The sequence below is a fragment of the Bacteroidia bacterium genome (assembly GCA_027493955.1).
Classification (GTDB): Bacteria; Bacteroidota; Ignavibacteria; order SZUA-365; family SZUA-365; genus JAOSJT01.
Genome location: JAOSJT010000001.1, coordinates 1,661,002 through 1,678,594, shown reverse-complemented (window position 1 = coordinate 1,678,594; position 17,593 = coordinate 1,661,002). Strand labels below are relative to the sequence as shown.

At 58.4% G+C, this 17,593-nt stretch carries 17 protein-coding genes, 1 tRNA gene and 1 pseudogene; 14 read left to right on the top strand and 5 right to left on the bottom strand.

Translation table 11 applies throughout. The features are described 5' to 3' along the window. Window positions 1-53: 53 nt before the first annotated feature. The 3 genes from M5R41_06605 to M5R41_06595 all read right to left on the bottom strand — a co-directional run bounded on the left by M5R41_06605 (window position 54) and on the right by M5R41_06595 (window position 1,969). Window positions 54-341 (bottom strand): DUF2283 domain-containing protein, encoded by a 288-nt coding sequence (locus tag M5R41_06605; GenBank protein MCZ7556054.1) that lies wholly within the window; start codon window positions 339-341, stop codon window positions 54-56. Further along, window positions 325-618: a DUF4258 domain-containing protein gene (locus M5R41_06600; protein MCZ7556053.1), complete on the bottom strand. Its 294-nt coding sequence runs from the start codon at window positions 616-618 to the stop codon at window positions 325-327. Before M5R41_06600 ends, M5R41_06605 begins: the two co-directional genes overlap by 17 nt. A 262-nt stretch (window positions 619-880) precedes the next feature. Further along, entirely contained in the window at window positions 881-1,969 is a 1,089-nt protein-coding gene (locus M5R41_06595; GenBank protein MCZ7556052.1) for an MBL fold metallo-hydrolase, read from the bottom strand. Between the two features lie 203 nt (window positions 1,970-2,172). Between M5R41_06595 and M5R41_06590 the strand changes: the two genes are divergently transcribed. Further along, window positions 2,173-2,424, top strand: coding sequence for a hypothetical protein (locus tag M5R41_06590; protein MCZ7556051.1), 252 nt, complete (start codon window positions 2,173-2,175; stop codon window positions 2,422-2,424). A gap of 148 nt (window positions 2,425-2,572) precedes the next feature. Further along, a pseudogene (locus M5R41_06585) lies at window positions 2,573-3,761 on the top strand (ATP-binding protein). 526 nt (window positions 3,762-4,287) lie between these two features. On the opposite strand, the gene M5R41_06580 reads toward M5R41_06585, so the two are convergent. Next, window positions 4,288-4,361 (bottom strand) — tRNA-Pro (locus M5R41_06580). A gap of 352 nt (window positions 4,362-4,713) precedes the next feature. On the opposite strand from M5R41_06580, the gene M5R41_06575 reads away from it, so the two are divergent. The 6 genes from M5R41_06575 (at window position 4,714) to M5R41_06550 (ending at window position 9,661) form a co-directional block, all read left to right on the top strand. After that, the gene (locus M5R41_06575) at window positions 4,714-5,211 is read left to right on the top strand and encodes a DUF134 domain-containing protein (GenBank protein ID MCZ7556050.1); all 498 of its coding nucleotides are present in this window, start codon (window positions 4,714-4,716) and stop codon (window positions 5,209-5,211) included. Continuing rightward, complete coding sequence (locus M5R41_06570) at window positions 5,208-6,107, top strand: ATP-binding protein (GenBank protein ID MCZ7556049.1); 900 nt, start codon at window positions 5,208-5,210, stop codon at window positions 6,105-6,107. Before M5R41_06575 ends, M5R41_06570 begins: the two co-directional genes overlap by 4 nt. Further along, entirely contained in the window at window positions 6,104-6,985 is an 882-nt protein-coding gene (locus tag M5R41_06565) for an ATP-binding protein (protein MCZ7556048.1), read from the top strand. Before M5R41_06570 ends, M5R41_06565 begins: the two co-directional genes overlap by 4 nt. Then, entirely contained in the window at window positions 6,982-7,314 is a 333-nt protein-coding gene (locus tag M5R41_06560) for a dinitrogenase iron-molybdenum cofactor biosynthesis protein (GenBank protein ID MCZ7556047.1), read from the top strand. The genes M5R41_06565 and M5R41_06560 overlap by 4 nt, the downstream gene beginning before the upstream one ends. Window positions 7,315-7,464: 150 nt before the next feature. Continuing rightward, window positions 7,465-8,010: a hypothetical protein gene (locus M5R41_06555; GenBank protein MCZ7556046.1), complete on the top strand. Its 546-nt coding sequence runs from the start codon at window positions 7,465-7,467 to the stop codon at window positions 8,008-8,010. Continuing rightward, on the top strand, window positions 8,000-9,661 hold the full coding sequence (locus M5R41_06550) for an NAD-dependent epimerase/dehydratase family protein (GenBank protein ID MCZ7556045.1): 1,662 nt from the start codon (window positions 8,000-8,002) through the stop codon (window positions 9,659-9,661). The genes M5R41_06555 and M5R41_06550 overlap by 11 nt, the downstream gene beginning before the upstream one ends. A 255-nt stretch (window positions 9,662-9,916) precedes the next feature. Here the strand turns inward: M5R41_06550 and M5R41_06545 are convergent, their stop codons facing one another. Next, window positions 9,917-10,657 (bottom strand): hypothetical protein, encoded by a 741-nt coding sequence (locus M5R41_06545; GenBank protein ID MCZ7556044.1) that lies wholly within the window; start codon window positions 10,655-10,657, stop codon window positions 9,917-9,919. A gap of 327 nt (window positions 10,658-10,984) precedes the next feature. Here M5R41_06545 and M5R41_06540 point away from each other — a divergent pair, with 327 nt between their 5' ends. The 6 genes from M5R41_06540 to M5R41_06515 all read left to right on the top strand — a co-directional run bounded on the left by M5R41_06540 (window position 10,985) and on the right by M5R41_06515 (window position 17,480). Continuing rightward, window positions 10,985-11,965, top strand: a complete 981-nt coding sequence (locus tag M5R41_06540; GenBank protein MCZ7556043.1) for a calcium/sodium antiporter — start codon at window positions 10,985-10,987, stop codon at window positions 11,963-11,965. 236 nt (window positions 11,966-12,201) lie between these two features. Next, window positions 12,202-13,365 carry a lipopolysaccharide heptosyltransferase family protein gene (locus tag M5R41_06535; GenBank protein MCZ7556042.1) on the top strand — a complete coding sequence of 388 codons (1,164 nt, stop codon included), beginning with the start codon at window positions 12,202-12,204 and terminating at the stop codon, window positions 13,363-13,365. After that, window positions 13,362-13,760 (top strand): hypothetical protein, encoded by a 399-nt coding sequence (locus M5R41_06530; GenBank protein ID MCZ7556041.1) that lies wholly within the window; start codon window positions 13,362-13,364, stop codon window positions 13,758-13,760. The genes M5R41_06535 and M5R41_06530 overlap by 4 nt, the downstream gene beginning before the upstream one ends. Window positions 13,761-13,765: 5 nt before the next feature. Further along, window positions 13,766-14,425, top strand: a complete 660-nt coding sequence (rpe, locus tag M5R41_06525; protein MCZ7556040.1) for a ribulose-phosphate 3-epimerase — start codon at window positions 13,766-13,768, stop codon at window positions 14,423-14,425. A gap of 59 nt (window positions 14,426-14,484) precedes the next feature. Beyond that, window positions 14,485-15,750 carry a DUF2851 family protein gene (locus M5R41_06520; GenBank protein MCZ7556039.1) on the top strand — a complete coding sequence of 422 codons (1,266 nt, stop codon included), beginning with the start codon at window positions 14,485-14,487 and terminating at the stop codon, window positions 15,748-15,750. After that, complete coding sequence (locus tag M5R41_06515) at window positions 15,723-17,480, top strand: hypothetical protein (GenBank protein MCZ7556038.1); 1,758 nt, start codon at window positions 15,723-15,725, stop codon at window positions 17,478-17,480. Before M5R41_06520 ends, M5R41_06515 begins: the two co-directional genes overlap by 28 nt. Window positions 17,481-17,593: the final 113 nt, after the last annotated feature.

The window sequence follows — 17,593 nt, the reverse complement described above, 5'->3', positions numbered from 1 at the left end:
ATGATACTCCCATCTTAGATGATCGACCTACCTCTTCCTTCGTTCAGACCTTTTCATGCTGTTGTGCGCGAACGCCACAACAATGGAAGCAAGGTTGCGGAGAGGATTTGCGCGTTGTATTGCTTCGGGAATCGATACCCAGCGTTGTGCATAAGACGGCTGAACCGCGTAAGACTCAATATTTCCACACCAACAATACCGCCGTTGTCATCAATGTCCGCAATCACCGTTTCGGCTTCGAGAACTTCCTGTCGGACCACGCGCCGGTCTGAAAGACGTAGATACGCGATGCTCAGTTCTGTATCGATGGTGAATTCCGGGAAGTTAGTGTGTTGTTTCATTGTATTGTCCTCTCACGTCGATTACTGTGATGAGAAGAAGCGGGTTGGATTCCTTGAATACAAGCCTGATGACTCGATTGCCAACTGTCGTACCAATCAGGCTGAATCTGTCCGGATGATCGGCATCTGGATATTTGGACTGAAAAGAAAGGAAAACCTCTGCGACTTCTTCTGCACAAATGCGCCGTTCGCGCATTCTCGATGCGGCATGGGAATGGATCTTGATTTCAGTGCCGTCTTCGAAGCGAATAATGGTTCCATCTATTTCCATTTCCATTCACAAACGTACGAATCCTTGCCTCGGTTCACAAGGCACACTGAAATGCCCCATTAGTGTTCCATTACTTGACACACAATCGTCTCTCCTCGTCTGTTGTCCATATGGGCGGACCCGTATTCTTCTACGGGATACACACGTCGACGTACCTTCTACATTGACTCGTTCAAATAGCGGGTAGTCGAAATGCCGTTGCATCACCCGCGCGAGTGATGCGACAGTTCAGCAATCTAATTGCTCCGTAACCGTGTACTCGCCAACATTACCGCGCAGGATCCCAAAACGGCACGGCGCGCGACGGAATGAATCGCTCGCCGATCATGGGCACCGCCAGACGCACGGACTGCGTCGCCGCGGCGATACGGACGCGCTCAAGCGGCTCCGTCCAGCGATGCGGCGCCAGCGTAAAGGCGCCCCAATGAATGGGCATCATTACCGCGCCGCGAAGATCCAGGTGCGCCTGTACGCTCTCCTCGGGCAGGCAGTGTATGGGTTGCCATTTTTCGTTGTACTGCCCGCATTCCATCATCGTGAAGTCGAAGGGACCATAGCGCTCGCCGATGCGGGCGAAATGTTCTCCGTACCCGCTGTCGCCGCTGAAGTAGATGCTTGCGCCGCCCTGAATCACCCAGGATACCCATAAGGTGCGGTTGCGGTCCGTCATTCCACGTCCCGAAAAATGCTGCGCCGGCGTTGCCGCGATGCGCAGACCTTTGACCTCGGCTTCATCCCACCAGTCCATTTCCGTGATCTTCTCTTGCGGCACACCCCACAGCAGCAGGTGAGCGCCCACGCCTAGAGGTACATAGAAATGTCCCACCCGCGACGCCAGCGCGAGTATGCTGTATTTGTCCAGATGGTCATAATGATCGTGGGAAATAAGCACGGCGTCTACGGACGGGATGCGGTCGATGTTGATCGGCTGCTCGAGAGCGAAGCGCTTGCCGAAAAACATCGGAACGGGTGAGGCGGCGGGACCGAGCATCGGATCGATGAGCAGGCGGCGGCCGTCCAGCTCCAGCAACACCGCCGAGTGTCCGAACCAGGTGACGGCGAATTCGCCGGAGCCGGGTACCGCGATATCGCTTTCCACGTCGAAGCCCGTAGGAAGGGGTTGCGAGGGGCGTGTATCCTTGGCGGTCAGCATTTCCCGCAGTGCCTGCAGACCCTTGTTGAGATCCATTTGCACATCCGCGCCGCCCGGATTCGCGAAGCGGCCGTTGCGCAACTGCGCCGATCCCGCGTAGCGCTTCAGCTCCTCCAGCGAAGGCGGGGCTCCAAAGTCGTCCACTGTATGCATGAAGGTCACAACTCCCGCGATGATGGTGATCACAATTCCGAAGGTCAGCATGAATGTACCTGAGAGATTCACGGAAAACGCATCGAGGAGAACCATTCGCACGGTCCGCGCAGATGCCACAATGATGCTTAACACCGGCGACGTGCGAATGATGCCCGGCTCGGCGCCGGCATCGCAAGAACCGCAATGAAAAAAGGCCCATCACTGGATCTTTCACTGTCGGGGTGGCCGGAATTAAATTTCGACTCTTGCACATGAAACGCATCTGTATAAGCGACGGCAACGTGACCACGTTCCCGCAATTGAGTACCATTGTGCCGACGTGGAGCGAGGCAAATCTGTACGTCACAGCGGCAGTCAAATCAGTTCCTTTCTCTCCTCCTGCTTCCATCAAGAACGAGAGCTTGCCCGACTTTGAGTTCGGTAGACAGCTTGATCCCCCCCCCGAACATATCACCAGGGTCAACATGCTGATGGTGACCTGCACTACACCGGCCAGCTTGTAGCAACCGAGGGACACGACCCGCGTACTCAAGCAAGCCCCGGTGTTGATAATTCTCACTGGAAGGACGAGGATGGTTTTTTGAAGTTTATTAATTTATACGGCCCAGACCGTATAATCACGAATAAATTGTTATAATCCAGAAAACGCTCATGGACAAAATCAGGAATCCATTTTCGCCGGGAGCGGGATCACCCCCCGCCTGAGTTGGCAGGTCGTGACTCTGTGTTGGAGCAGGCCGTGGTCTTGCTAGGTCGGATCAGACTGAAGCGCCCGGAAAAGAGCATCCTGTTGACCGGATTGCGAGGGGTAGGCAAGACGGTTTTACTGCTTGAAATAGATCGTCTCGCGAAGGACAGGGAGTTCCACACGATACTGATCGAGGCTCACGAAGACAAGCGTCTGGCTATACTCCTCGCGCCCTACCTGCGCCGACTGCTGTTGGAACTTGACCGGATCAAAGCCGTGGGTGACAAGGTGCGGCGGGGAATCGGGGTGCTGAAGAGCTTTCTCGGAGCAATCAAAGTCTCGTATGGCGACTTTGAATTCAGCATTGATATCGACCCGGAAAGGGGAGTGGCAGACAGTGGGGATCTGGAAGTTGATCTTCCCAATCTATTTGTGGCTGTTGGTGAGGCTGCAGAGGAACGCGGTGTTGCGGTGGCTGTCCTGATAGACGAAATCCAGTACTTCACCAAAGCGGAATTGAGCGCTTTGATTATGGCGATGCATAGAATGCAGCAACAACGCCTGCCAGTGGTCCTGATCGGTGCCGGCTTGCCGATTCTACCTGGACTGGCTGGTGAGTCAAAATCGTATGCCGAGCGACTTTTTAGTTTTCCCGAAATCGGGGCATTGTCCGACGTCGATGCCATCAAAGCGTTACAGGATCCGGTGAAAGCCGAAGGTGTGGAGTTTGAAGTCGACGCGTTGAAAGAAATACTCAATATGACCAGAGGTTATCCATATTTCATTCAAGAGTGGGGGTATCAGGTGTGGAATCATGCGACGACTTCTCCGATCACCCTGCAGGTCGCGCAGGAAGCAAGCGGCACGGTAAGGGAACGGTTGGATCAGAATTTCTTCCGTGTCCGCTTTGACCGCCTGACACCACGCGAGAAAGATTATCTGCGTGCTATGGCCGAGCTTGGAGCCGGGCCGTATCGCACGGCTGATATCGCCGGCACGCTGGGTGCGAAGATCACAACTTTGGGGCCGGTGCGCGCCAATCTTATTAAGAAAGGAATGATATACAGCCCCGAGCATGGCGATATGGCATTTACTGTGCCGCTATTTGATGAATTCATGCGACGGGCCATGCCACATTTCCAACCCAAATGAACGAGGGATTGTAGCGTAGGGCACCGTTTACAAAACCGGGCATGCGTCAATGCGCAATGGGATGATCAGACTATTTCGCCTTGGCTATACCGGTATGACCGGGATATTGATGGATTTGATCAATGAGCGGGCTTGGTAGATCCGCTCAGGATATGAACCGCGATCCCATGTACCGGGAGCGAAGCTCCGCTTTGAGTCTCCCAGCTTATTGTTCTGGGGACAACACAAAAAAGGACGAGACGACCTCGGTCTGGTATGCGCTCCATATTCATAGTTCTAACTCACCGATTGCGTATCAATTTTCGTATGACGAATCCTGACGCTGATTGCGCCCTCACGAAATATGTCCCGGGTACTGCGACAATCCCGCCCTGCACCCGACGAACTGCAAAAAATACCCCCACAATCCCTGCAAACCCATGACAAGGTAAAGCAACAGCCCGCACAGGGTGAGGGTGCGGGCTGCAATAAACGTCGCGTAAACGTACCGTGATTTTTACTAAGGTGTTGTAAATCAAGTACTTCGTCGGGGTGGCCGGATTTGAACCGACGACCTCCTGCTCCCAAAGCAGGCGCGATACCGGGCTACGCTACACCCCGAATCTATCAATATAGCGTGCGTATCGTTGAGAGACAAGGCGATTTCTCGCGCCATATGCCGCGCATTCGCGCTCCACTCGAAGTGCTTGACGCCGTGGGCGACATCGCGGAATCCGGCGCTTCGCCTGAGGTCCGCCCGATGGAACAGGCACGTGCGAACAAGGGCGCGGATACATGGAGCACGCTCTTGCATTATGAACATATGTGCATTATATTGCCGTTGTCGTTATGAACATACGTGCATAACGACACGTCATCCCGACCTGTTGCACTGAAAATGCTACAGCCTCTCTCGCCGGTGGATGACGAGTCGGCAGCCGCGCGACAACAATGCAAACAATCCGGAGATTTCGTGCCACGTCCCCGTATCCCTCGCCGTATCCTGCTACCGCCGCGTTACCTCACCTTCAAGCCGATGGGCGTGCCGCGTCATCTGCTGCAACAGGTCATTCTTACCGTGGATGAGTTCGAGGCCATACGGCTCGCCGATCATGAAGGCATGGACCATCTGGCCGCCGCCGCGCGCATGGGCATCTCGCGTCCCACGTTCTCACGGTTGATCGAAGCGGCGCACGCGAAAGTGGCGGCCTGCATTATCGAAGGCCGCGAATTGCGCATCGAAGGGGGGGACGTCGATTTCGTGCAATCGCTGCAACGCTGTACGGACTGTGGCGACGAAGTCGTGCAGGAAGTCGAGGAAAGCGCGGGCACGGACAGTCAGGAGAATTCCTGCCGGGTGTGCGGCTCCGGGCGCGTGGTGGACCTCTCGCATGTGGTGCTGCATGGTCGGCGTCGCGGCGCCGCGACTTCCATCGGCGCTCAGGGGCGGGGAAGAGGGAGGCGGGCATGACCATAGCGGTGGCGAGCGGAAAAGGCGGCGTGGGGAAGACGATGTTGGCGACTTCGCTCGCCGTCACGCTGGCGCGTGAACATCCGACGCTGCTGCTCGATCTCGATGTGGAGGAACCCAACGCCCATCTTTTCCTCGATGCACCGTGTACCACAATCGGGGAAGTGACGGTGATGCAGCCGCGGATCGAGGAAGAATTCTGCAATCACTGCGGACTCTGTCAGAAGATCTGTGCGTTCCATGCGCTCCTGGTGCTTCCCGATCAGGTCGTCGTATTCCCGGAATTGTGTAAAAGCTGTCGCGGTTGTGTCGTGCTCTGTCCGATGGGCGCCGTGGTGGACGATGCAAAGCGCATCGGTGTGGTGGAACAGCGCGCTCTCCGGCAGCTGACCGTGCTCACCGGCCGGCTCGATGTGGGAGCCACGGAAGCGCCGGCGCTCATCCGCGAGGTGAAGTCGCGAGCGGGAACGCTCTCCGCTCCTGTCGATACCGCCGCTTCGGCCGCTGCGGCAATGGCTGCGGATGTCACCGTCATCGACGCGCCTCCGGGGTGCGGCTGTGCCGCGGTGGAAGCGGTGCGCGGCGCGGATTGTACCATACTGGTGACCGAACCCACCCCCTTCGGGTTGCACGACCTGGACCTCACGGTGCGTACCCTTCGCGAATTCCGGCAGCAGGTTGCCGTGGTGCTCAACAAAGCGGTGCCGCACGACGATTCGGTGCAGCGCTATTGCCGGGCGGAAAACATTCCGCTGCTGGCGAGTATTCCGCAGAGCGAGGACATCGCGCGGGCCTGCGCCCACGGATGGCTGCTTCCACGCGCCGTGCCGTGGTCGGCGCCTTTGTTTCTCGACATTCTGGAACGTACGGGCGCCTTCGGAGAGGTACACGCATGAGAAACGTCGTGGTCATGAGCGGAAAGGGCGGCACCGGAAAAACCACAATAACCGCGACGCTCGCATCGTGCGCCGACACGCCCCTGGTGGTGGCGGACTGCGACGTGGACGCCGCGAATTTGCACCTGCTGTTGCGGCCGGAAAACGACCGGGAGCAGCGCTTCATGGCTGGCGCTGTGCCGTCATTCGACTCAAGGGGCTGCTCTCTCTGTGGTATCTGCGTCTCCGCCTGCGTCTACCATGCCATCACGCTGCGGCATGGCCAGTATCAGGTGGATATGGCGTCGTGTGAGGGCTGCGGTGTTTGTGCGAACATTTGTCAGGATCACCTGATCACTATGACGCCGCGCATGACGGGATATACATACGAAGGCCGCAGCCGCTTCCATCAGCCCATGGTGCACGCGCGCTTATGTATCGGACAGGAAAACAGCGGCAAACTGGTCACACGCGTCAGACAGCTCGCAACGGAAACAGCTCTCGCCACGGGTATCGACACGGTGCTGGTCGATGGTCCGCCCGGACTGGGCTGCCCGGCGATCGCGGCGATGACCGGAGCGGATATGCTGCTGTTCGTGGCCGAGGCGGGCGCGGCGGGGGCGCACGATCTGGCGCGACTGCTCGACCTGCGCAGGCGGTTTGGAATACCCGCCGCTTGCGTCATCAACAAAGCCGATCTCGACGACGTGAGCCGCGCGGACATCCGCACGCGCTGTGCGTGCGAGGGGATACCCGTGATTGCGGAGTTCCCCTGGTCCCCGGTGTTTCCCGAGTCGCTGCGTCAGGGACGCACCGTGGCGGAAATCGGAGATACAGGGATGGAGAACGTGTTTCGTGAAATGTGGACGGTATTACGGAAAAACGGAGCCGTAGCATGACTATTGCAATTCCCGCGCGAGGAGAAGGATGGGATGCTGAAGTGGACGACCGTTTTGGGCGCGCGAAAGGCTTTTTGCTCGTCGACAATGATAGTGGCGCGACGCGCTTCGTACAGAACGCATCGCATGGAGACGCGGACCACGGCGCGGGCATCGGTGCCGTGCAACTGCTGGTGAATCTTGGAATACATACGTTGCTCGCGAACCGCGTCGGTCCAAAAGCCGCTGACGCTCTCGCGGCAGCGGGAATTCTATGCTTCCCGCTCGCCGCTCAGCGTACCGTCGCCGAGGCCTGGCAAGCATATACACACGAGAATCCAACACTATGACATGGCACCGGGAAACGGATTTCCGGTGGATACGCGAACGAACTGATCAGATAACGGAGGTTACCATGCCTGGATTTGATGGAACAGGACCCGCAGGACGTGGTCCGATGACCGGAGGACGGCGAGGTCGCTGCAATCCCCGGGATGTGGATGTATCCGCGAACGACGATCGAGAGCAGACGGCCGCTGTTCTCACGGCGTGGCCCCGGGGTCGGGGCCGTGGTCAAGGGTTGCCGGGAAGTCGCCCGAGTGGCCGTCGCAGAGGCGGTGGTCGCGGTTGGGGTAACGTCTTTGGACGACACCGTGCAACCTGAACGAAACCTGTTGCGCCTCGCACTGCTGCTGATGGCGCTGCATTCCTCCCTCACAGGCATCGGTCTGCTTGCGCAGCCCGATTTCCTGCTGCGCTGGGGTGGCTGGGGTGAAGTACAGCAAACCTTTTTCCCTGCCCAGGGAGGAGTGTTTCACATCCTCATGGCCGTTCTGTACGTCATGGCCTCACGCCTGGGTGCCGCACGCGAGACGCTCATTCGACTCACCATTCTTGTGAAAAGCGTCGCCGCGTTGTTTCTGATCGTGTATTATGCGGGTGTTGAAGCGATCTGGCTGGTAGGGGCATCCGGTGTCGGGGATGCACTGATGGCTGTCGCGGTGTTCGTGCTATGGATGAAGGAGAAACAACATCATGGCGGCTGAAGACTTCAATATGGCGCTCCCGGGTCTCGTCGTAACGGGAGCATCCGGTTTCGTGGGGCGGCATGTGCTGGAGGCGGCAAACGGCAAGTTCCGTCTGTTCTGTCTCGCGCGCCGTTCTCAGTTCGAGGCCGGGATTCCGCGCATGGATCATCAGCGCTGGACGCAGGTGGACATCGCGCATCGCGACGCACTGCTCGACGTGGCACGCTGCATCAACGAGCATGGCGGTGCCACGACCATGCTGCATCTCGCGGGATTCTACGATTTCACCTACAAGCCCAATCCCGAGTATGAGCGGACGAATGTTCGCGGCACGCAGAATGTGCTGGACCTCGCGGCAGAGTTGGGTGTCAGGCAGTTCATCTACAGCAGTTCGCTTGCGGCCTGCCGCTTTCCCGCGGACGGTGCCTCCATCACCGAAGACACGGCGCCCGACGCGGACTTCCCGTACGCCGCCAGCAAACGCGAGGCTGAAACTCTGATTCGTGAGTATCCCGGAAACTTCTCGCGCAGCGTCCTGCGCTTCGCGGCTCTCTATAGCGATTGGTGCGAATATCCTCCCGTGTACGCCTTTCTGCGTACCTGGCTGTCCTCGGCCTGGAATGCCTCCATGCTGGGTGGGCGCGGACGCAGCGCGGTTCCGTATCTGCATATCAAAGATCTCATCACCCTGATCTTCCGCGTGATCGAGCGCGCGGAGACCCTGCCACCGTTTGCGATTTACAACGCTTCCCCTTCACATGTCACGTCGCATATCGACATGTACAAAGCGGCGACACGCTTTCTTTTCGGTGCCGAGCGGCGCGCCATCCACATCCCGCGGATGCTGGCATTTCCGTTCATCGCGCTGCGGCAATGGGTGATGGATGCGTTGGGTGCGCCGCCTTTCGAGCGTCTCTGGATGATGCGCTATGTGGACTGCGAGCTTCGGGTTGACGCGTCCCGTACGCAACAGAATCTTGGTTGGGCTCCGACGCCACGCTACGATTTGACACGGCGTCTGCTGATCCTGATCGAGAATATGAAAACGCACCCCGAAATCTGGCGGCAGCGCAATGAGGCGGCCTTCGTCCATGCGGCCCGACGTCCGAATTTCATTCTGTATAACCGGCTGCGGCGCCGCAGGGACGCCATCGTCAATGAGGTGGTCTCAACGATACGCGCGCAGCAGGCGCGATCGCAGCGTCACGACTACGACAGGATGACAGATGAGACGTTGCGCCTGTATGTCGCGCTGTCATTCGAAATTCTCGCGACGGCGATCCGTACGCGCGATCGTATGCCGGTGCGGCACTACGCACGCCTGCTTGCGCGCGACCGCAAGCGGCAGGGCTTTGACTTCACCCAGGTGTGCATGGCGGTAGACGCGCTGCGTATGGCGATGCGCGATCATATGCTGCGCGAACCCCATCCCGCGGTCACACCGGCGCATGTGCATGAGTTCATCGATCTCAATCTGCAGCTCGCCATAGATGAAATCGAGGAGTGTTTCACGCAGGACGGTCTGTCGCTCGATTTTCCGGAAGGAGTGACGCCCAACGTCAACGTCATCTGTTGCGACAACGAAATCCTGAAACTGGTGGAGGAACTCCGCGATCTGTGCCAGGACAGCTGGGAAGTCGTGGAAATGTTCGGCCGCTTCACGAAGTGAGCAAGCGAAGGAACGCAGAGCGCAGAGAGCATGTCCGAAAAAGACAAGGAGATCCGTACAAGACATACTCCCGGCTTGCGAATGACCACGAGCGCCTATCGTTGCGGGACGGTCGGAGCCAGGCGGCGGGTATCGTTCGTTGCACCCACAGCCGTAACACAGTGACGTGCTCTTTGCTCTTCGTTCTTCGCTCTCCGCTTCCCGCGCCAGTATTCGGCCCGATCGGCCCTTCTCTCCGCTCCCCGCTCACTTCAGTCAATAACCGTAAAGCACCGGATACTCTGATACCGGGATCTCGACGATGTTGCCTTGTGTGTCGCGTCGCGCCGCAAGGACGGGTGTGAGCGTATGCAGCGGGCGGAAGAGCACCATGGACCAGTCGTGGGGCGGTATCATCACATGGCGGCAGAGACGAACGTCCCAGCCGGCGCCGACGAAACTCCAGTGCTCGACGACGAGATGCTCGGGATAGGTGATAAAACGCCGGAACACCGAAGGATCGGACGGAGTGACGAGCTCCGGATGATTGTTCTGCTGCCAGTCGAGGAAGACGCGGAGCAGATCAGTTTCCGGACCTGCTTCGGAGTGCGACCACGGATACATAGTGATGCGAAGCGGTAGCCAGGCACTGCTGTCGCGGTGCGTGGCCTGCAGCATGATCACCGTGCTGTCGAGAGAGATCCCGGGTTCCGGGGCAAGGAGTATCTCCGTCACACGGTGACGCGCATCGAGCGAGCGTCTGCTGAGCGTGGCGTGCAGAAGGGGATTCGCCTGCAGCGTCAGCGCAACGTCGCCGCGAAAGTCGGAGTGCGGTTCAATGAAGACGGTAAACACCCCTCCACCGCCGGGATAGCTCCGGATATGCGAATACCGCGTGGAAAGGGTGTAGCTCCCTGCGTCCGGTGTGACCGGGTAGTCGGGAATGAGGTCGCTGCATGAGGCGAACAATGCGAACACCATCGCCGGCAGCCAAAACAGTTTCGACAGGTGCTTCATAACAGGGTACTCCAGGTAAAGAAGACACCCGTATACGAAACAATCGACGTAAAGTTACACTACAGCGTGAACAATTCGTCGGGGGAGCGGAAAGCAGTTACGGGCGTGGTGCTCACAGCTCCGGACGGATGCATGGGTGCGTAGGCCGACGCGATCGGGGAACGGGCAATTCACGCGACGCGTGATCCGGCACGACCGACACAGCGGTCGCAGCGGACACGCTGCGGAATTTCCTGTCGTCGTTGTATGTTAGTAGGGATGCATCCGAACAGACACGGGCAAACCGTGCTACCGGGAGTCCGGACGGATGATTCAATACTACGTACCATGGAAGAACATATACTCGTTTTCGCTGTCGCCGCGCTCGTACTTGGACTCATCGTCCTCGTTTGGAGCGCGGACCGTTTTGTGGATGGCGCTGCAGCCTCCGCAAAACATCTCGGTATGTCGCCGTTGCTCATTGGAATGGTGATCGTCGGTTTCGGCACCTCGGCCCCGGAAATGGTGGTGTCGCTTTTTGCCGCTCTGGATGGAAATCCCGGCATAGCGCTCGGGAATGCCTACGGTTCCAACATCACGAACATCGCCCTCATCCTTGGCGTCACGGCTCTGCTGCGCCCGATCACGGTTGCATCCAGCATTGTCCGCCTTGAGTTACCGCTGCTGCTTGGCGTCACGGCGCTGACAGGTGTGCTGCTCTATAACGGAGACCTTACAAGGCTGGATAGCATCATTCTCATCGTGGTCTTCGCTGTATTGATGGGATGGATGACGTGGCAGAATTCCAGGCAAAAATCAGATCATCTCGCGGCAGAGGTTCTCAGCGAGTTGGCAGGAGACATCATGCCGCTCCGGAAGGCGCTGTTCTGGTCCATCGCGGGATTGCTGTTATTGATCGGAAGTTCGCGCTTCATCGTATGGGGCGCAGTCGAAATCGCAACAGTACTCGGCGTGGACGATCTCGTGATCGGCCTGACGGTCATCGCACTGGGGACATCGCTGCCGGAGTTGGCTTCGTCGGTCGTGGCAGTCCGGAAAAACGAGCATGATATCGCTTTCGGCAACATCATCGGATCAAATCTCTTCAATACCCTCATGGTTGTCGGTTTAGCCGGAAGTATCTCGCCTATGGAACTCCCCGCCGACTTGCTCACACGCGACTTTCCGATCATGACCGCCGTCACGGGTTTCCTGTTCGTCCTTGTCTTCGGTTTCCATAAGGCCAAACGGTTGAATCGCCTCGAAGGCGCATTGCTGCTGCTCGTGTTCTTCCTCTATTCCGTGTACCTCGTGATGACGGTGGTGTGAAATCGTCCGGCGCGTCGCACGGAGCGGGGACGTGGACGCGCCATGGGAAAGTGAAAAGTGAATCATGCCGCGGTGCCGGACCTTCACTTGAGCGGCCTTGCCGCATCTGCCGCACAATCAGGTTTTGCGTCCCTGAACAATATGCTCACTTGAGTCCGGCGTATCGGGACAGCACTCTTTCTCGCAATCTCCTCCGGATTCCGTACATTAGGATAGCGGAACAGTGAAGAAACCCCATGAATTTTGATGTCAACGGTGTCGATTGCAAGCATTTCAACGGATACAAGCCCTGTTTTCCGGGCGTGGATTGCAGTGAACACTGCATGCGATGCGACCCCATCGGTACACGTATCCTGATCATTAATCTCGACGCGATGGGCGACGTCGTTATGACCACGGCGCAACTCGCCGGAATCAAGCGAGCGTGGCCCATCAGCCAGGTGTTCTGGATAACGCGCTCCAACGCAGCAGCGTTGCTGCACGCCAATCCGCTCGTGGATCGCGTGTTCGTGTGGAACGACGTGGACCGCCTCATTTTGCAGCAGCAATTTTTCGATGTGGTGCTGAATGCCGACAAATCGCTGGATGCCTGCGCCTTCGCCTCATCGCTCTGGACCGATGAACTCCGGGGTTTTACCATCTCAAAACGTGGACAGATCGTGCCCGCGAATCCCGAGGCGGAGTACAATTTCCGCCTGGGACTGGACGATCACCTGAAATTTCGTGTGAATCAGCGGAGTGGTCAGGACATTCTCGCCGCGACCTGGAAACTCGATTATCGGCGCGATGAATACATACTGGAACTGACAGCGTCGGAGCAGGACAGAGTCAGGGAGCTCCGCGCCCGATGGGTACCCGTGGGGAAGTTGGCCGTCGGATTCAACACCGGCTGTTCCGAATTATTTCCCAACAAAAAAATGACCGTACCCCAGCATGTCGAGCTGATCGAGCGCCTGGCTTCCGATGACCGACTGGTATTCCTCTTGCTCGGCGGTCCCGAGGACACGCAGCGGAATGATGACATCGCGGCACAGCTGCAGCCACTCGTGCACTCCGGCCGCCTCGTACCGACACCCACGCGCGAAGGACTGCGTGCGGGCATCGTGTACGAAGCTCTTGCGGATGTGGTGATCACGGGCGACAGCTTTGGTATGCACCTCGCTATCGGACTGAAAAAGCACGTTCTCGCCTGGTTCGGACTGAGCTGCTGGAGCGAAATTGACCTCTATGATCGTGGTGAAAAATTTATCCCCCATGGGCTCGACTGCGCTCCCTGCTGGAAACGCACTTGTCCCTACAATCTTGAATGCATATCCATGATCGATCTCGACGCTATTGCCGCGGCGGTTCGAAGCTTCGCCGATGGTGTATCAACAATCGCCTCATCATCACTGCCATGAAACGCATCATTTTCTTTCTCCTTTGTTTTTCCTCTCTGCTCGCGGCGTGTTCCCAGGAACCTGGTGTCGAGGGAAAGTGGAAAAACGGCGACGGTAATCTCATTCGCTTCGATAACGCCGGCAAAGCCTGGCTGGGACAGGAGGGCTATCCCGATGAAGGTGAGTGCAATTACACAGTCACTGCGGATACTGTTGTCGTAACCACACTGCCGGAGGGCGGAGACTCGCTCTACAATTCCTACCGGATGGTCCTGAGCGACGATACGCTGCGCATCGTCGTCTTCGGTCTCCATGCAACGGGAATGCAGCAATTGATCCCCATAGAGGAATTCGCGCTCCGATCCGGAAAACCCATGGATAAATTGACCTTCATACGCTTGAAGGAGGAGAAGTGAAGGAAATTCCCCGACAAAGCCCGCTGATTGCGCCATCGCTGCTCTCCTGTGATTTCGCCCGGCTCGCCGATGAAGTGAAGGCTGTCGAAGCCGCCGGCGCCGACCTGTTGCATGTCGATGTCATGGATGGCCGTTTCGTGCCGAACCTGACCATTGGTCCGCTCATCGTCGAAGCGATCAAACGTCACGCCACCGTACCGCTGGACGTGCATCTGATGATTGAAGAGCCGGATCGCTATCTGCAGGATTTTGCACGTGCCGGTGCCGATATACTCACTGTCCATTGGGAAACCTGTCCCCATCTGCACAGGACCATACAGCGTATTCACGATCTCGGTCTGCCTGCAGGTGTGAGCATCAATCCCGCGACTCCGGTCTCTCTGCTTGCGGATATTCTCAACGATGTGGAGATGGTGCTTGTCATGTCGGTGAATCCTGGCTTTGGAGGGCAGTCGTTCATCCCGCGGTCTCTGGCAAAAATCACCGAACTGCGGCGTATGGCCGACGAACTCGGCCTGAAACACCTCCGCATCGAGGTGGACGGCGGAATAACCACAGCGACGGCCCCCGATGTGCTGCACGCGGGCGCGGATATTCTTGTTTCGGGTTCCGCCATCTTCAAATCCGGAAATTACCGTCAGTATATTTCCGCGTTGCGCGGCTAGCCGGGAACCAACCCGGGCAGGGTGGGGGTTGTTTTTTTCACACAAGGGAACATCTGACTGTGCTTTCGAACACCAATACCATCGCGGCGCTCTCCACCACGTCAATTTTCCGTGCTGTTGCCGAGCCGCGGCGCAATCCGCGCATCCCCGAGCGACACACTGTCGCGCTGTGGCTGCGGGTCGCCACTCCCGAGTGTGTGCTGCGCACTATGGACGGGAGAGAACTGCGCGTGCTCTGCCCCGGCACGCAGAATCAGCATGATGGTCCTGATTTTCTCGGTGCGGAAATCATTCTGGACGGTCGTCTCTTCCGAGGGGCCGTGGAGGTGCACACCGACGCCGATGACTGGTGGCGGCACGGGCATGACCGCAACACGCTGTACGACGAGGTCATTCTTCATGTCGCATTGTATCCTCCCACACGAACGGACGTGCTGCCGCCGACGGTTCTGCTCCCCGGCCAGCTTTCCATGCCGCTGCGTGAGGCCTGGAGCGCGGAATTCCACCAAGCCCATCCCATGGTCTGTGCCGCAGGTCGTGGTGCCACCGTGGCGCATCCGTTGGCCGACGTCATGTTGCTGATCGCGGCCGTGCGCAGGTATACGCGCAAATGCGCCCGTATGCGGTACCGCTACGATCAACTGTCACCCGCACTCGGGGAGGAGGGCGCGTTGCGGCAGGCGGTCTGGGAAGCCATTGCGCGCGGCGCGGGATACGGAGGGAATCAGGACAGGATGGAACGCGCTGCGAGAGTACTCACTCTGGCCGGGGCGCTCGCTTTACCGCCGTCACGACGCGCGTGCATGCTTTCCGCCGCCGCGGAGAAGAAGACAAAGGATCTCTCCCAGTGTGCTATGCAGGATAGTTGGTTGAACAGCGCCATCACGCCATCCAACAGAGCGGTCCCGCGCCTGCGCTGGCTTGCGTCCTGGGCGGAGCGCCTGTCCGCCGGCCAGTGGTGGAACGACCTCGATACCGCTGCACAAGCATTCACGGGCGATGCCGGGGTGTTCGCCCCCCTGTTCCGCGTTGAAGGCGAGGCCGCATCTCCGGGCCCCGAACGCGTTACCGAACTCGCCATGAACGTGCTCTCGCCCGTACTGAACCTCTTGAGTGAGCTGCGCGACAACGCTTCATTGGCACGACGTGCGCGTGCGGTGTATTTTACCATGAGGGCTGCGGCCCCGAACCGTATCACGCGCATTACCGCACCCGTGCTCGGCCGTACCGTGCCATTCGATTCCAAGACGCAGCAGGGCATGATCGAACTCTATTCTGAATTCTGCTCTCCACGCAAATGCGGCTCCTGTCTCCTCTCCGACTGATACTCGCAGCCATTGCATTGCTCGCCTTCGGCATGAGTGCGACGGCGCAGGTGACCGGCCTGTTCGTCTATCATACCGCGGGGCAGACCTTTCTCAAGTGGAAATCCGTCGGACCCTCCGCCGCGCACTACACAGTGTACCGCTCCCGCAAACCCCTGCGTACGACGCTCGCGTTGAGCAGAGCGGAACAGGTGTTCACCATCCGGCCGGGACAGTCGCGCGACAGGCGCCTCAGTGCCATTCTCAGTGCGCCCGTGTACTTTCGATTCCCGGGACCGGCCGGCACCTTATCTGCAAACGATGAATGCTTCGTCATGACGGTCGCGCAATCCGGCACCTGGTACTACGCGGTGACGGCAACGGATCGAAAAGGGGAGTTGCGACAAGTCAGGCCCGGCCGCAATGCGACGGCCTCCGGTGTGCGTGAACGCGCCGACTCTCCCAGACCGGTCTTTCAGAATCGCATAACCCGCGACGGCAAGGCCGTGGATATATTTGTGCACTGGGTGTCCAATGTGGATGCCACGCAGTACCCCGCCATGGCGAACGTCCCCTGTTTGCCTTTTCATTTTGCGTTGCGAAAGAATGGCAAAGCGCCACAGCATCCCCTCCTTGTGCGCATGCATGGACGTGGAGATCACTTCCTGACACATCTCGCGGGCAGCGGGAACCCGCAAGAGTACATTCTTTCTCTTGACGACCACCTGCCGGGACATGCGGGCAGCACGTTCTGGTTCGGCTACAACCTTGGTATCGATATATTCGGGCGCATGGGTACTCCGCCGCAAGGTGCCGTTGCCACGGATTTCACCCGGCGGCGAGTATTGTGGACACTTCGCTGGGCATTGCGTGAGCTTCCTCTGGACTCGACACGCGTGTATCTGAGCGGCAATTCGATGGGCGGCAGCGGCGCATTCTTTACATCATTGGCGGAACCACGGCTCGTCGCTGCGGCGATGGCGACCATACCACGACTGCGTTTCGATGTGCGCGACAGCGCCGAAACTCCGCGCGGCAAATGGGCGCGTAACGCGTTCGACGCACTGTGGGGGCGGCCGGAACGCCAGCCTGTCATGTTTGACGGAACCCGTGTGTACGAAGCTCTGGATGCATCGCGGCAACTTCGACTGCTCACCACCGATGCGCTTCCGCATATCCGTCTTTTCGGCGGCAGCAGAGACAGTGTCGTCGGTTGGCAGCAGCTAGCTTCCGTGCTTCGCACGGCCGATTCCGCATCGAGCGGGGTGGCCGCATTCTGGGATGAACGCGATCATGATTCGAACGGAAATTACCTCTGGTCTCCACAGCAGGATGCGGCCGCATTATACCGATACCGCGCGAATCGAAGCTGGCCGGCGTTCAGCGCAGTCTCCGATAACAGCCTCCCCGATGATAGCGCACGGCGCGGCGCAATGAATGTTTCTGTGGATTGGTTCGAACCCGTTATCGACACGCGGGAATTCTGGTCTGTGGGGCTTCGTCGTTCCGTCATCGAACTACGGGATTCATTGTATGTACCCACCGGATCGCTCACCGCCACCATCACGCCTCGGAGACTTCAGCGCTTCGTCGTCCGGCAGGGGGGCTGGTACATCTGCGACGTAAAAACCGGCGGATCAGTCATGTACAGCACCCGGGTCCAGGCCTCACCCTCCGGCATAATCTCTGTCCCGGATGTTCCCGTCCCCGATCAGCCCGCTCGTCTTGAATTGCGTCCCGCCCCACGCTGAAAACGCTGTGAATATTTTTCGCAGCGCATATTGTATCGTGTCGCGAATTACTCTATCTTGATCGTGAAAATGTTCTCGTTTGGCTGGGGAAATTTTTCTTTCAGCGGAGTAGG

Coding starts and splice junctions, on each gene's coding strand:
- M5R41_06605 (MCZ7556054.1), bottom strand. CDS start 341: ATGAAACAACACACTAACTTCCCGGAATTCACCATCGATACAGAACTG.
- M5R41_06600 (MCZ7556053.1), bottom strand. CDS start 618: ATGGAAATGGAAATAGATGGAACCATTATTCGCTTCGAAGACGGCACT.
- M5R41_06595 (MCZ7556052.1), bottom strand. CDS start 1,969: ATGCTGACCTTCGGAATTGTGATCACCATCATCGCGGGAGTTGTGACC.
- M5R41_06590 (MCZ7556051.1), top strand. CDS start 2,173: ATGAAACGCATCTGTATAAGCGACGGCAACGTGACCACGTTCCCGCAA.
- M5R41_06570 (MCZ7556049.1), top strand. CDS start 5,208: ATGACCATAGCGGTGGCGAGCGGAAAAGGCGGCGTGGGGAAGACGATG.
- M5R41_06565 (MCZ7556048.1), top strand. CDS start 6,104: ATGAGAAACGTCGTGGTCATGAGCGGAAAGGGCGGCACCGGAAAAACC.
- M5R41_06560 (MCZ7556047.1), top strand. CDS start 6,982: ATGACTATTGCAATTCCCGCGCGAGGAGAAGGATGGGATGCTGAAGTG.
- M5R41_06555 (MCZ7556046.1), top strand. CDS start 7,465: ATGTATCCGCGAACGACGATCGAGAGCAGACGGCCGCTGTTCTCACGG.
- M5R41_06550 (MCZ7556045.1), top strand. CDS start 8,000: ATGGCGGCTGAAGACTTCAATATGGCGCTCCCGGGTCTCGTCGTAACG.
- M5R41_06545 (MCZ7556044.1), bottom strand. CDS start 10,657: ATGAAGCACCTGTCGAAACTGTTTTGGCTGCCGGCGATGGTGTTCGCA.
- M5R41_06540 (MCZ7556043.1), top strand. CDS start 10,985: ATGGAAGAACATATACTCGTTTTCGCTGTCGCCGCGCTCGTACTTGGA.
- M5R41_06535 (MCZ7556042.1), top strand. CDS start 12,202: ATGAATTTTGATGTCAACGGTGTCGATTGCAAGCATTTCAACGGATAC.
- M5R41_06530 (MCZ7556041.1), top strand. CDS start 13,362: ATGAAACGCATCATTTTCTTTCTCCTTTGTTTTTCCTCTCTGCTCGCG.
- M5R41_06515 (MCZ7556038.1), top strand. CDS start 15,723: ATGCGGCTCCTGTCTCCTCTCCGACTGATACTCGCAGCCATTGCATTG.